At 38.1% G+C, this 14,892-nt stretch carries 17 protein-coding genes; all 17 read right to left on the minus strand.

The features are described from left to right. Positions 1 to 50: 50 nt before the first annotated feature. The 17 genes from PR795_RS09285 to PR795_RS09365 all read right to left on the minus strand — a co-directional run bounded on the left by PR795_RS09285 (position 51) and on the right by PR795_RS09365 (position 14,864). Complete coding sequence (locus PR795_RS09285) at positions 51 to 338, minus strand: helix-turn-helix domain-containing protein (RefSeq protein ID WP_006659640.1); 288 nt, start codon at positions 336 to 338, stop codon at positions 51 to 53. 77 nt (positions 339 to 415) lie between these two features. Continuing rightward, positions 416 to 643 carry a helix-turn-helix domain-containing protein gene (locus tag PR795_RS09290; RefSeq protein WP_006659639.1) on the minus strand — a complete coding sequence of 76 codons (228 nt, stop codon included), beginning with the start codon at positions 641 to 643 and terminating at the stop codon, positions 416 to 418. A gap of 179 nt (positions 644 to 822) precedes the next feature. Further along, entirely contained in the window at positions 823 to 1,107 is a 285-nt protein-coding gene (locus PR795_RS09295) for a helix-turn-helix domain-containing protein (protein ID WP_036959634.1), read from the minus strand. 258 nt (positions 1,108 to 1,365) lie between these two features. Further along, positions 1,366 to 1,860 carry a fimbrial protein gene (locus PR795_RS09300; protein WP_181480486.1) on the minus strand — a complete coding sequence of 165 codons (495 nt, stop codon included), beginning with the start codon at positions 1,858 to 1,860 and terminating at the stop codon, positions 1,366 to 1,368. Positions 1,861 to 1,870: 10 nt separating this feature from the next. Beyond that, positions 1,871 to 2,377: a fimbrial protein gene (locus PR795_RS09305; RefSeq protein WP_006663083.1), complete on the minus strand. Its 507-nt coding sequence runs from the start codon at positions 2,375 to 2,377 to the stop codon at positions 1,871 to 1,873. Between the two features lie 9 nt (positions 2,378 to 2,386). Further along, positions 2,387 to 3,367: a fimbrial protein gene (locus PR795_RS09310; protein ID WP_181480487.1), complete on the minus strand. Its 981-nt coding sequence runs from the start codon at positions 3,365 to 3,367 to the stop codon at positions 2,387 to 2,389. Positions 3,368 to 3,378: 11 nt separating this feature from the next. Beyond that, the gene (locus tag PR795_RS09315; RefSeq protein WP_036959639.1) at positions 3,379 to 5,874 is read right to left on the minus strand and encodes a fimbria/pilus outer membrane usher protein; all 2,496 of its coding nucleotides are present in this window, start codon (positions 5,872 to 5,874) and stop codon (positions 3,379 to 3,381) included. A 24-nt stretch (positions 5,875 to 5,898) separates the two neighbouring features. Then, positions 5,899 to 6,570: a fimbrial biogenesis chaperone gene (locus PR795_RS09320; RefSeq protein WP_036959641.1), complete on the minus strand. Its 672-nt coding sequence runs from the start codon at positions 6,568 to 6,570 to the stop codon at positions 5,899 to 5,901. A 59-nt stretch (positions 6,571 to 6,629) separates the two neighbouring features. Then, a complete protein-coding gene (locus tag PR795_RS09325; protein WP_006659632.1) occupies positions 6,630 to 7,160 on the minus strand; it encodes a fimbrial protein in 531 nt (176 codons plus the stop codon). Between the two features lie 547 nt (positions 7,161 to 7,707). Further along, the gene (locus PR795_RS09330) at positions 7,708 to 8,679 is read right to left on the minus strand and encodes a fimbrial protein (protein WP_272516816.1); all 972 of its coding nucleotides are present in this window, start codon (positions 8,677 to 8,679) and stop codon (positions 7,708 to 7,710) included. An 89-nt stretch (positions 8,680 to 8,768) separates the two neighbouring features. After that, positions 8,769 to 9,092, minus strand: coding sequence for a helix-turn-helix domain-containing protein (locus tag PR795_RS09335; protein ID WP_336297982.1), 324 nt, complete (start codon positions 9,090 to 9,092; stop codon positions 8,769 to 8,771). A gap of 24 nt (positions 9,093 to 9,116) precedes the next feature. Beyond that, positions 9,117 to 9,392, minus strand: a complete 276-nt coding sequence (locus PR795_RS09340) for a helix-turn-helix domain-containing protein (protein ID WP_006659629.1) — start codon at positions 9,390 to 9,392, stop codon at positions 9,117 to 9,119. Between the two features lie 249 nt (positions 9,393 to 9,641). Then, complete coding sequence (locus PR795_RS09345) at positions 9,642 to 10,139, minus strand: fimbrial protein (RefSeq protein ID WP_006663077.1); 498 nt, start codon at positions 10,137 to 10,139, stop codon at positions 9,642 to 9,644. A gap of 11 nt (positions 10,140 to 10,150) precedes the next feature. Further along, positions 10,151 to 10,666, minus strand: coding sequence for a fimbrial protein (locus PR795_RS09350; protein ID WP_006663076.1), 516 nt, complete (start codon positions 10,664 to 10,666; stop codon positions 10,151 to 10,153). 9 nt (positions 10,667 to 10,675) lie between these two features. Further along, positions 10,676 to 11,644, minus strand: a complete 969-nt coding sequence (locus PR795_RS09355) for a fimbrial protein (protein ID WP_006663075.1) — start codon at positions 11,642 to 11,644, stop codon at positions 10,676 to 10,678. A 14-nt stretch (positions 11,645 to 11,658) separates the two neighbouring features. Further along, the gene (locus tag PR795_RS09360) at positions 11,659 to 14,169 is read right to left on the minus strand and encodes a fimbria/pilus outer membrane usher protein (protein ID WP_036959650.1); all 2,511 of its coding nucleotides are present in this window, start codon (positions 14,167 to 14,169) and stop codon (positions 11,659 to 11,661) included. A gap of 26 nt (positions 14,170 to 14,195) precedes the next feature. Further along, positions 14,196 to 14,864 (minus strand): fimbrial biogenesis chaperone, encoded by a 669-nt coding sequence (locus PR795_RS09365; protein ID WP_036959740.1) that lies wholly within the window; start codon positions 14,862 to 14,864, stop codon positions 14,196 to 14,198. Positions 14,865 to 14,892 lie beyond the last annotated feature (28 nt).

The following is a 14,892-nucleotide window of genomic DNA, read 5'->3' on the forward strand; positions in this document are numbered from 1 at the left end:
AAATTCTGAAGCACCGATTGCAAAATAAAATGAGCTGTGAAAAGTAGTCATTAAACAACCACTGACTCAGCGGCGTAATAACTTTTTTTACTGTCTTGCTCCTCGCGGTTGCCCGTTCTTTCATTAAACTCCGCAAAGAAATAGGCAGGATCGACTGAGAAAATAAGTGAAAAATGGTAGAGCGTATCCACATGAATATTCACATCGCCATTTTCGTAGCGTGATAAGTGTTGTTGGCTGATTCCCATTAACTCACTGAGTTTTTTTCCACTAATGCCGCGGCTCTCTCTAAGGGCTCTTATTTTTAAACCGACAGCTTTTGATACTATTTTCTCCATATCTTTAACTCCTAGGTATATTTATTATGAGAGCTATTTAGCGATGATTATTAAATAAATAGAAGATATTAAAATACTTATTTATCATTGATGTCTAAAAGACGGTTAAGATCAATATCAAAATAGTTTGCATATTGAGCTAATCTATCTAAATTAATTCTATTAACTCCTCTTTCATAACGTGACTGCTGTTGTTTACTCACGCCAATTGTATCAGCAAGCTTCTGTAATGTGACTCCATTCATTTTTCGATAATAAATGATCTTACTACCAATCATTTTAGATATGAGATAATTTTTAGACATATTGAGTATCCCTGTGAATAAAGCAATAATTCAAAACAAATCAATCTTAGTTCGATGATCTAATGAAGTATAATGAGCTCAATATGATTATCAACTTAACATTAATTACTCTAAGAAACTATAGTGTTAGATCAATAAATGAAAATTTTTCTCAATAAATGGTGATTATGCTTAAATTACTATTTAGTATTATCTTTATTAGATTGTTTTTCAATATTCTGCTTTATATTATCGGTATCATGTTCATTGAGATCAAAAAAATCGATTAAGTCAATACTAAATATCCTAGCATACTGCTGAAGCCTATCTAAATTAATACGATTAACACCGCGTTCATAGCGGGATTGCTGTTGTTCACTGACATGAATCATTTTGGAAATGTCACAAAGAGACATTCCATTCATTTTTCTATAATACGTAATCTTCTTACCAATAATTCGGGAAATAGGATAGTATTCTGGCATCATTTACTCCTTTTTTCACTGTCTAATAGAATTTCTATTTCATAAAATATGTAATAAATAATCCATCTCCTATCTATTTATAACGAATGTTTACAGTGATATTCATATTTTCCATTCCCGATGTTACCATTGCTAGCGTTTTAATATATTTTGATTTTCAACAAGAAATATAATTAGCCATTAGATATTCCTTACTTAAAACCGATATAAAATATAAATATCACGAGGCTATTAGAATGATATATTTACAATCACCTTTTATGGATAACTTAGTGAAAACTCTAAATGACTTTTAAAGTCCCCTGGCATGAACATCGGTTGAAGGCTAATCATCCTTGCAGATAATGGAATTTCAGCAGATTTTGTGGTGCTGTTGATAACGAGATTTAGCACACTGCCATTCTTGATAGTGGCTTTATTACTCTTTTGCGCTAAATGGAGTAAACCGCCAGTCGAGCTACCGGTATTCACAAAATAGTTATTGTCCGTAGCATCGGCTGTGCCATTAATACTGAATTTGGCATTTTTGGTTGATACTGGGCAATCAATTAATTTGATAGAAAAATCTACCCACGGGCTTTGAGCGGGGCTACGATAATTCCAACGATTTATCTTACCAAGCTCCACGTTATAACTGGTATTTTCTACTTTGCAGGGCATGGTAACTACGTTACCGTGTACATAAATATTGACGCTTTCCGCCATTGCTGGCAGGGCGAACAAGCCAAGTAAACTGAATAATATTCTTTTCATGGTCAGCCCTTTATAAATAGGTAATGGTGGCAGTAATATTGGCGGATAAGGTGCCAGAGGTACCATTACCGAGCGAGGAAAATGCCCGTGTACGTAGGGGAATGCTCACCAAAGGCTGCCCGTTGGTCGGAATGGTTAATACTTTGCTATTCCCCAATGGTGTCGCGCCGTCACCACTCTGTAATTGGATGGCAATATTGGTCGCTGTCCCATTATTTTTGTATAGGCTTGTAATATCCGTGCTGTCCGCAGTCCCTGTAAATGTTAATCTCACGCTATTAATAAACGAGGAGCAATCTTTTAACTCGAGCGTAAATGGTTTCCAATCTGTACCACTTTGAGCAGAGTAAAAACTGTCTGCAGGCCATGTATTTAGATCAATATCTACACTATTTCCAGCAGTTAAATTACACGTAGCTGCTTTTATATTTCCCGTAAACTTTAAATAGACAGTATCACCTGCATTCGCTATTAATGGGATACAGAGGTTAATTATAAATATAATTAAATTTCTCATAAACTATTCCTATTCATAAAGAATATTAACAGTGGCATTGGCATTTGCAGTCCCTGGTGTGACCGTTGCGGCCGTTTTAATATAGCGAGCTTTCCACCCGAAAATATAATCTGCTTGGGTTACGCCATCTTGTTGGGTAAACTGCTGATTTAATGTAATGGGGCTTCCTGCATTATTCAATAATTGTACTGCAATACCCTTGGCACTATTAGCACCAACTAAGCCTAATCGTCCATTTGCTGCATTATCGATATTATCCGATGTGACGGTAACCTTAATATTGGTACCTGATAAGCAACTTAATGAAATAGGAATGTCAACCGTTCCTTGCGTATCATTAATATTTTTAAATTGAGTATCATACCAATCACCCATATTAATATTATAAGTGTTTTGATTATTTTTTAGTGAACAACTTAGCACAATAATTTTCATTGTATTTGCGGGAAGTTTCGCTGTAGTTAAATTCCAAATCCAGTGTGTATTGACACTATTTTCATTGCCAAGCCCCTGTAGTGTTCCTATCGTCCGAGCATCCAAGGTTCCGCCTGTTCGGACATAGCCAGTCTTTTGTACTTTAATTATCCATGAAGGGCTATTAATACTGGCTAATGAACCACTACTGTACCAATAACTAATCGGTTGGCTTACTTTTAATGCCGCGGTTTCAGCAGTAAAAGTAATACCGGAAATTGATGTAGATATCGTCGTATTTGTTATTGGTGCGCTGTTGAGTAATCGTAGTCCAATATTGTAGCAGCCACTTGGATTCGCAGTTACAGATAAAGGTGCAGTTCCATAGGTTAATGTAATAGTATCTAAAACTTTGGTGCTACTATCATCATATTGAATAGTATATGTTCTAGCAGGAATATATTCAGTTCGGTTATTCAAATTGGCGTTTTTAGCACAGGCTGCAGAATAACCGTAGCCAGAATATAAAAATAAGCATCCTATAGTACATGTGAATTGAATAATGAATTTTTTCATTTTATTTTTCCTTATTGGCAAACCGCAGTGGTTTTATATAAGCCAATATAATTCGGTAAGCCTGCTAAGTTATACGTCACTTGGCACTGCTGTTTATCGTTATATTGAATCGTAAATGAACCACTCTCTGGCATTCCCGACAGATAAATTTCCCCGTCATTACCGACCATAGCATTGAGCTGATTATTGTTCGGAAAAACCGCCTGTGCGCCGAAAGGCACGGGTTTACCATCTTTAAAATGTAAGGTCATGATAGCGCGATACCCTACATTGGCATTAAAGCTGGCTTTGGCAATGGCTCCACGGCTTGGCGCGACATTCTGGGTCGTTAACTCCACTTCGGTATCACTTGGTAATTTACTGGTATCAATCTGGATCCCATTACTGCGATAAGCCGTGACATAGGGGACTAATGCATAGCCTTGCCCGTTAGTTTGTACGCCAGTTTGGTTCAATATTGGAATGTTAGCGGCATCGGGAATCTCCACTAAGGCAGCGGTTTCACCCAATTGTTGACCTAATACGACCCCTCCGGAATGCGCCACCACACTGCCACTCGCACCGTAATACAGAGTGTAATTATTGGTACTGTAGCCCGTTCCCCCTGAAATTTCCCCGTATTGCCCACGATAGCTACCATTCAAGTTACCGGATGCGCCAGAATCTCGGGTTGGGAAATTTTGCTGCGCGCTCCAATTCAAACGGTTATTTAGCTGAGTGGCTGAAATCCCCATACTGCCCGATGAGCCATTGGCGCTGCTGCTGGTACTGTTAAAGTTGTAATAGAAGGTGTCTTCGAACACGCTAAACGGCACACTGACCGTAAAGGCAAATTGATGATCATCCTCTTTATTATTACGTCCACCACTGTTCTGGTTCGGGTTGGTATTTTTGTTGTAACTGTAGTTCAGCCCGTAACTGATATTGTTCCAACTATTGTTATAGCCAATAGTCGTAGACTGAGTTTTGCGATCGCTGTTCCAGTAATCTTCACTCACGAACCCGACAGATAACGACCCCCAACGATCTCCTAAGCTCTGGCTTAGTGTGATTTCCCCGCGGTTGCGGCGGCGTTCGTACAGTGGGCTAAAACCATTTTTTCGGTAACCGTCAAACACTTCTGCCAGGCTGTAAAAGCCTTGAGTTGAATAACGGTAGCCCGCAAGCGCGATGTTGGTGCCGATGTCATTCAGGTTTTTGTTATAACGAAAGCGGTAAGATTGCCCGCTTTCGCTGGTGCCATTATTTAAGGTGGAATTCGCGTGGGTGACGTCAATCGATAACGCACCAAATCGCCCTAAGTTTTGTCCTGCGCCAACGGAATAAGCTTGATACTTATCACTCACTTGACTCCCGCCAAAGGCAGTCAGCCCCCACGGTAAGCCGTAGATCAATGTGAATTGTGCGAAGGGTTTTTTATCCACACTGCTATCATAGCTGCGGTATTGCCCGCCCGTCACACTGTAAGAGACATAGCCTTCACGCTGTAAAACCGGCAAAGAAGCATACGGAATAATTTGATACTGCTCGCTGCCGTTGGCTTCTTTGATCGTAACGTGTAAGTCTCCACTTCCCCCTGTTGGGTAGAGATCGTTAATTTCAAAAGGGCCTGCCGCAACGTCTGTTTGGTAAATGGTGTAGCCGTTTTGACGAATGGTAATCTGCGCATTACTGCGCGCAATACCACGTACTACTGGCGCATAGCCTCGCAAGCTTTCTGGATTCATATCATCGTCGGTGGCAAGCTGGGCTCCACGAAAGGGCACACTATCAAAAATAGCCGAAGGCGATGTACTATCCCCGAGAATTAACTGGCTTTTTATCGCATTGATATTACGGCTCAAATAGGTGTATACCGTGTCCCATTTATTCCGTTGCCCGTCACTACTTTGCCATGTGGTGTAATTACGCAGACGCCACGGGCCGACATTGAGTCCCGGACGTAGGTTTACATAGTTAGAGTTAGAGCTATTTTTATTATTTTTACGATCCGTATTACGTGAGCCGTTATAACTATAATTGAGTAATAACGCATTGACCCCATCATCAATCGCGGCAAGATCGACGTAGCCTCGTGGGTTCATATTCAACGCAATTTGCGGAATACTTAAATACAGCCGCTGAGAACCAAATTCAAATTCACTGTTAGCATCTGGAATTGCAGTAAGATTGACACAGGTATTTCCCTCTGTGTGTAAATTCGGATAATCTGCAACTTTAACGCCGACATCTTTTAAGTCACTGAGCGTCAGGCACGGTTCTAGCTCTTTTTTAGCATTAGTCGAAAACGTGACACTTTTTGAACCAATGAGGCTCTTATTAATGTAAATGTCGACATAATATTGACCAGGCAACTGCTCATTACGCTCAAATTGACCTAAATCTACCGATTCTTTATTGGGCAGCTCAAGAAACTCAGGGTCAAAATAAGTTTCTGGTTCTGCTGAAGATGTCGCAATATAGCCTAAGGCGATAAATAGGCTAAGGCATATTTTATTTATTTTCATAGATAAACCTAATTGCCATTAAGGCTATATTTTTATTTCTGCTGGATGATTGGCGGACCCATAATCATTAATTACTTCCCATTTAATTGTGCCGTGCAGTTCAGGACTATGAATAGTGAAGGACTTGGTTGAAAATGGGGCGACGTACGAAATGTTTTCCGCTTTTTTGCCATTAAAGCTGATACTTTGAAAATTCATGTAATAAGGCGTCGGATTTTTAACGGTGATGGATGTACCCACTTTCGACCACGTTAATTTTTTTTGTTCTTCCGCAAAATCCACATTGCTTATTGCACTCGGTCGATAAATGAGCTTCATTTGAGTTTTAAACGCAATTTTTAATGAATTTTCCGTTTTCTTTTCAGTCGCAGGAATAGTTTTAATATTCAGCCAAAATAAAGATTCCTTATCATTAGGCAGGGTGTTTTGGGTTAAAAATATGCGCAGTGCATTAGTTTTTTCTTGGTTTAAACGAAAAAGTGGCGGCGTAATAGTAAAATCCGTTTGCTTGCCTTCATTGGCATTTTCAATCCATGATTGAATTAAATAAGGCACTTTATCCGGATTTTCGACGCTAATACTGACGTCCTTATTTCCTTCTGGATAAATGACGCGAGTTCCCCCGATAATCACACCGGCATAGACCGACTGGCTGAGCGCAATTAGCATGATACAGACAGAAATTATTGTTTTCATATTGCCACCACTGAGTAAGAATAATTAAGGCTTATATCCGTATAAACCTTAATTAATAATTAGTTATAGTTAATCGTGAAGGTTGCAGTTGAGTTCGCTTGACCCGCAGTGACCGTGTCAGACATCGCGATATAACGCGCAGTAAAATCTAAGTTATTCACAACGGTTTCTTGCAATGTGTATGGATTAGAAATGCTATACAGTGGAACAGTTACGCCTTTTACGTCTTGAATTTGGATCCCAACACCCGTTGCAACACCTGATGTATTTGGATTGGTGACTTGTAGAACGTTGTTGTTACCATCATAAGCAACACCATCGAATTTTACGGTTGCGCTAGTGACTGCAGCAGGGCACTTTTCCAATTGGATAGTAAATTTGGTTGCAGCTGCTGTACTGCCTGTGCTTGGTAATGCTGTTTTAGATACTTTACCTAAATTCACTTGGATAGCATCAGAACCCGTTGCGAGTTGGCAGGCATTATCGATAATTTCACCAGTGAAATTAATATCGCCATCTTTTGCGAAACCGTTGGCAGAAATTAATAAGGTACTTGTTGCAATTAAAGATGCAATAACGTGTTTTTTCATTTTAACTCTCCGAAACTTAATTCGATATTCAATTTTATTGAGGAAATATATTTATTTGCTTATTTACACAAAGCACGAGTATTTTGTGACTATTTTTATAAATAAACAAGATGGTGGGTTTTTAGGTAAATATAATTAGTTTATAAATATTAAGTAATTAATTAATAAATAAACTCAACATGCGTTATTTTTAAGATTAAACGTTTTTAATTATTGTTTTTTACTGGTTTATCAGATTGGGGGATAAAGTGAAATAACGATATAAAACTAAAAATAATTATTTTGTAATTTTAAACTATAACGCATCTCTCATATGGTGATTATTTAAATTTAAAGTTTGGAAGAGGATGGTTTGATTTTTCTAATGTACAAATATGTATTATCTAAAAAAGAATGAAAGGGGTTTAATGCTCTTAAATGAATAGTCTAAATAAGTATGAGAACGTTTTTTTATTAAGCTTTTTCTATTTTTATAAGTGGTCGCGTATTGATGTGTTAATTCTATCTACTGTTAAAGTAAAATTAATAGCAGATAGAATTAATTTGATTATTCATAGCGAATATTCACGGTGGCAGTGGAGTTTGCCGTACCGGGTGTCACTTTTGCGGCTGTTTTTACATAGCGGGCTTTCCAGTTGAAAATATAATCTCCGTTAGCAACATTATTTTGTAAGCTATTTTTAGTATTAAGCGGTATTGGTGAGTTATTTCTATCAAGCAATTGTATACCAATGCCAGTGGCAGAGCCTGTTCCAGAGAGTTTAATCTTTCCAGTTGCCGCATCCACGTAGCCTGCGCTGCTCGTGACGGTTGTTTTAATATTCGTGCCTGCCGCACAGCTAAGGGTGATAGGGATATTGACGTTTGTGCTGACATCCCCAATATTTTTAAATTGAGTATCGTATCGATCGCCAAGGTTAATGGTGTAGTTGCTCGACTTCGTAGAACATTTAGCGACATTAATTTTAATGGCATTGGCGGGAATGTTGAGAGTAGATAAATTCCAGTTAACGTGATTAGGATTATCTTGGATTAACCGAGCCACACTGCCCGCCTTTAAGCTACCAGATTGAGGTACCGCGCCGGTTTTACGAATGATCATGGTCCATTGAGGTGCAACAATGGTCCAAGGTAGTCGTCCTTGAACAGGATAGCGACTGTAGACATTAATGCTGCCTATTGCAGTGGCTACAATTTCGACACTAATACCGGCAACATTGGTCGCTGCAACCTTATTCGCGTTAGGCACCCAACCATTAACATAGCTGGCATAGAGCCGAGCTTGTCCGCATTGTCCATTTTTACCTGAATAGGTATTAATATCGCTATTGGCAAACGTGACAATAAATCGACCAAGTTCTTTAGATGAAGCATCATCATATTGAATGGTATATGTCCTGGTCGGGACATTAACAGTAATGTTGTTTAATCTAGGATTTTGAATACATGCAGCAAAGGAAAACCCAGAATAGACAAAGAGACAAAAAGAAAAAGATATTTTTTTAAAATTAAAGTGCATGTTCGCTCCTGATTAAGAGTATCAAATACAGCAAATAGAATATGTAGACAGTGGTATTGGCAGGTTATTTCCTGCCAATATTGATTTGGTTATTTATATAAAGAGAAATTTTGTTCTGGCGATAAGAGCAATTCGGCGACTAATAAATTGTCTTTTTCCTTTTTATCAGAGGTGTATGTACAGCTATATGAATCGATAAAATCACTCATTAACTCTCGGATATCCAGCTCCAGTATTTCTGAAATAGAATAAAGTGTATCAACATGAATTCTCATTTCGCCTAGTTCATGGCGAGATTGATGTTGTTGACTAATACCCAACAACTTACTCAGTTGTTGGATACTCATATTGCGATCTTTCCTCAGTGTCCTAATTCGGGCACCGACAATTTTGGATGTATTTTTTTTCATCATAATGACCAGTAGGATTAAGTATAATTACTGTATTTCTAGCTTTCTTCTCAGTTCCCTTTTTATTTTTTCCTTTTCGTGCTCATTAAATAAAAAGAAGTCATTAATATTAATATTAAAGTAAATAGCATATTGTTTGAGCCGATCTATCGATATCCGATTATGTCCACGTTCATAACGTAATTGCTGTTGCTCACTAATTCCAATAGTTTTAGCTACAGCAAGTAGGGATAACCCTTTTTCCTTACGTAGTTCTCTTATTTTATATCCAATAACAGCAGAGACCGGGTAGCTATTTTTCATTATTTAACCTCTTTTTATTATTTGCGATATGTTAAATGAATTAACAGAAGGCAAATGAATACCATTACCTTAAATATATATCTATCAGGTATTTATATTGATATCTTGACTTACATCACCTCAATTAAAGTTATTTATTTTATATGGAGATTCATAATTAGAATTTCAATTAGTGAACATTGTTTTTATCTAGTGAATACTCATCATCTTAATTGGCTTATTAAAATAAGAGTATCGTTTAAAGATTTATTAATTATAAATTAGTGTGAAGTCAAGATGACTTTTAAAAGAGCCCCCCGTCATTCCTGTACCATATCCTGCCATTCTTGCGGATAGTGGTATTTCAACGGTACGAGTTTGGGTATTGACTGGTGCCGTAATTTTTTCGCCATTTTTTACCGTTATTTTATTTTCGCCATAAGCTAAATTTAATGCGACATTTTTGGCACTGCCACTATTAATAAAGTAATTGGTTACGACATTATCGGGTGTTCCGTTAATTACCATCATCGCTTCTTGGGTATCTACAGGGCAATTTTTTAATTTAATCGTAAAATCTACCCAAGGAGAGGTTTGAGTATCACGAATATTCCAAACATTGACCTTTTTTAGGTCAATAAGATAGTTAGCTTTTTCTAACTCACATGGCAATGCGGTGACATAGCCATGGACATGAATATTGGCAGCCTGCGCCATGACCGTTAAGGGAGATGTTAGGAGTAATAATGAAAGTATGATTTTTTTCATTGTTTTCTTCCTCATAGATAAGTGATAGTGGCTGTAATATTGGCAGAAACAGAACCTGCGCTCGCATTACCAAGCGCACTAAATGCGCGGGTTCTTAACGGAATGCTGAGGCTATTTTTTCCACCTAGCAGTACCCGTAACACTTTTTGATTGCCTAGTGGGGTTGTGCCATCCCCACTTTCAAGTTGCACTGCAATATTTTTTGCTGTGCCCGTATTTTTATATAGGTCATTGATATTATTTGTATCTGCGGTTCCACTAAATGTGAGGACTATTTGATTCACATAAGAAGAGCAGTTATTCATATCGATGTTAAACATTTTCCAATCAGACCCACTTTGTGGCTGATTAAATAAATCGACGGGCATTCGTTTCAAGTCAATATCGATGTTATTTCCACCAGAAATATTGCAAGTTGCCGCTTTAATATTGCCTTTAAAATTAAGCGTCACTGTACTTGCAGAAAAAGCACCTACGCTGATGAATAGGCTATTCGCTAAGAATAAAGGGAGTATTAACTTTTTCATTATTTTTTCCTATTCATAACGGATATTCACAGTGGCTGTTGAATTCGCACTTCCGGGTGTTATTTTATCTGCTGTTTTAATATAACGAGCTTTCCAATTAAACATATAATCACCGGCAGGTACGCTATTTTGTAAACTATTTTTAGTATTGAGCTTTATGGGGACACTATTTTTATCGAGTAATTGAATCGCTACTCCAGTGGCTTTATCCGCACCAGATAAGGCTAATTTCCCAGTATTGACATCCACATAGCCAGCGGAACTCGTAATCGTTGCTTTAATATTGGCACCAGACATGCAGGTTAAAGTAATTGGAATATCTACGGCGGTACTGGTGTCACCCATATTTGAAAATTGGGTATCATACCAATCACCAAGTTCAATATTATAAACAGACTGATTGTTTTTTAACGAGCAACTGAGTACATTTATACGGATAGCATTTGCTGGCATATTTAATGTTGTTAAATTCCAAGTTACATTCGTTGGAGAACGGTAAGTTGCTGTTAGCCTAGCGACATTACCTGCTCGTAATACTCCTGATTGTGTCACTTGACCTAGTTTTTTTATTGTGACCGTCCAGTGTGTTGTTAATATATTGTAGTTCTGGTTATTCTGATCCCATACAGCATTAAAATTACCAATACCTGCGGTTGAAACTGTAATACCAATACCAGAGATATTGGATAAGGCAATTTTATTCGAATTTGGGGTCCAGCTATTTATAAAACTACCCGTTAAATACGATGTGGCACAGGAGCTTGAATCACTAGTAACCCACTGGGAAGAGGAAGAGAAACTCACATTAAAGCTTTCCAAATTTAGGGTTCCGGTATCATCATACTGAATGTTATATACTTTATTAGGAATATTCGCGATTTTATTATTTAAATTAGGGTTTAAAGTGCATGCTGCTGTAACATATCCTGAATATAGAAATGTAATTATTAATATAGGTCTATATATTAATCTTCTCATGATCTATTTCCTTATTATTGGCAAATTGCAGTTGCTTTATATAAACCCAAATAATTCGAGGCATCGGCCAAATTATAATTAACTTGGCATTGTTGTTTCTCGTTATATTGGATAATAAAACTGCCGCTTTCGGCTAAGCCGGATAAATAAATTTCACCATCATTACCCACCATGCCATTTAATTGATTGTTATCTTTAAAGATGGCTTGGGCGCCAAATGGTACGGGCTTTCCATCTGTAAATTTAAGTTCTATCATGGCTCGATAACCCACATTGGCGGCAAAACTGGCTTTAACGAGTGCTCCGCGACTTGGTGCGACCGTTTGGCTGGTTAATTCCATTTCGGTATTATCCGGTAATGCCGAGGTATCAATATCAATCACGTTTTTACGGTATGCCGTGATATACGGCACTAATGCATAGCCTTGATTATTCGTGACGACGCCTGCTTGGTTCAGGATTGGTACATCGCCAGCTTCTGGGATATCCACTATCGCTGCGGTTTCACCGAGTTGTTGCCCAAGTACGAAGCCTGTAGAGTGTGCGACGAAGCTACCATTCGCACCGTAATAGAGGTTGTAATTATCCTTGCTGTAACTACTTCCCCCAGAGACTTCACCGTATTGACCCTTGTATGAAGCATTCATATTCCCAGATGCGCCTTGCCCTTGGGTGGTATAACCTTGTTGAATACTCCAGTTGAGGCGGTTATCCAATTGGCTAGCCGAGAGTCCCATATTTCCTGAGTTTGGACCGCCGCTACTGCTGTTTGTATTGAGGTTGTAGTAAAAAGTACTATCAAATAGATTAATGGGAATACTGACGTTTAAGGCGAGCTGGTGATCGTTTTCACTTTGACCTTGGCTCTTCCCTTGATAAGCATATGTGCTGGTATCCCGGTTATAGGTGTAATTAATGCCGTAACTGATGCCTTGCCAGCTATTGCTGTATCCTAGTGTGGCTGATTGGGTTTTCTTATCACTATTCCAATAATCTTCATTTACGTAACCAATCGATAATGATCCGTAATTTTCCCCTAGGTTTTGGCTGAGAGTAATTTCGCCGCGGTTACGGCGTCGTTCAATTTCTGGCGTATAGTGAGTGTCTCTAAAAGTGTCAAATACTTCCGATAAGCTATAGTAACCTTTTGTGGAATATCGATAGCCTGCCAAGGCAATGTTTGTTCCTATATCATTGATATTCTTATTATAACGGAAGCGGTAAGATTGCCCTTGCTCTTTGCTATCATCACTAAACTTGGCATTTGCATGGGTGACATCGATAGACACTGCGCCTAATTGCCCTAGGTTTTGCCCCGCACCAATGGAATAAGATTGATATTTTTCACTGAATTGACTCCCACCATAGGCGGTAATCCCATAAGGGAGACCATAAATAGCAGTAAATTGACCAAAATGGGTTTTATCCACATGGCTATCATAGGAGCGATATTGTCCACCAGTTGCACTATAAGAGAAATAGCCCTCACGCTGTAATACAGGTAAGGATGCAAATGGCACAATTTGATATTGCTCGCTACCATTCGATTCTTTGATAGTGACGTGGAGGTCGCCACTGCCACCAGTAGGGTACAGATCATTGATTTCAAAGGGGCCGGCAGCCACTTCAGTTTGGTAAATGGTGTAGCCATTCTGGCGGATAGTAATTTGGGCGTTACTACGCGCGATTCCTCGAACAACGGGTGCATAGCCGCGTAAACTCTCAGGGTACATATCATCATCGGTGGCTAGCTGCGCACCACGAAATGGTACGCTATCAAACACCATTGATGGCGATACGCTGTCTCCAAGTGTTAGCTGGCTTTTAATGCGATTAATACCGCGAGAAGCATAAGTGTAAACGGTGTCCCATTTATTGGATTGACCATCACTACTTGACCATGTGGTATAGTTACGCAGACGCCAAGCCCCGATATTTAAGCCAGGTCTTAAATTCACATAGTTTGAAGTCGTATCAGAGCCGCCTTTTTTACGGTCATAATTTTTGGAGCCGCTATAACTGTAATTCAGTATTAACGCATTAATCCCATTATCAATATTCTCTAAATTGACATAGCCACGAGGATTTTTGTCTAAGGCAATCTGCGGAATACTCAAATATAGCCGTTGTGAGTCAAACTCAAAGTGGCTTTTCGCGTCAGGTATTGCGGCTAAATTCACACAGTCAGTGCCTGTACTTTGTAATTCAGGGTATTCAGCCGTTTTGACACCGAAATCTGTTAAATCAGCGAGAGATAAACAGGGGATTAATTGGTTATCCCTGTTTTTATCAAAATTAAGTTTTTTTGCACCGATTAAGTTAGTGTTAACGTAAATATCGACATAGTAACTTCCGGCTAATTGTTCATTATTTTCAAACTGACTTAAATCAACGGCATCTTTATTGGGTAGCTCTAAAAAATCAGGATCGAAATACACATTATTATCTGTATTATTTTCCGCATACAGTGAAACCGTATAGCCTAGATATAAAAATAGGCCAAAGCATATTTTATTTATTTTCATTGGGTTGTGACCTACTATTATATTTTCTATATTTTTATTTCAGCGGGTTTTTCGGCAGCACCATAGTCATTAATAACTTCCCACTTAATTGTTCCACTAGTTGCCATATCATTAATTTCAAAGGTTGTTGTTGTCAGCGGTGCGGCATAGGAAACATCATTAACTTTTTTCCCATTAAAAGTAATGCTCTGGAAATTCATGTAATAAGGCGTTGGATTATTAACAGAAAGCATTTTTCCTGATTTAGACCATGTTAATTTTTTTTGCTCTTCTTCAAAGTTAACGTTTTTAAAAATTGAAGGTCGATAAATTAGCTTCATCTGAGTTTTAAACGCAATTTGTAATGAGTTTTCTGTACGTTCAGTTGCCGGAATAGTTTTTATATTTAGCCAGAATAAAGATTCTTTATCCTGAGGAAGTTTGTTTTCAGTTAAAAAAATGCGTAATGCATTAGTCTTTTCTGGATTTAATCTAAATAATGGTGGTGTGATAGTGAAATCAGACTGTTTTTTTTCATCAATACCATCTATCCAAGATTGGATTAAATAGGGGATTTTATCTGGGTTTTCAACCGAAATACTCACATCTTTATTCCCTTCGGAATAGATAACGCGAGTCCCACCAATAATTACACCAGCATAAGCGGTATTAATAAGCGTGAATAAAGAAATAAGAGCGTAAACAATAAATTTCATATTACCACCATTGAATAGAATATTAAGG

Origin of the sequence: Providencia sp. PROV209, from assembly GCF_028479485.1 — a bacterium.
Lineage (GTDB): Bacteria > Pseudomonadota > Gammaproteobacteria > Enterobacterales > Enterobacteriaceae > Providencia > Providencia alcalifaciens.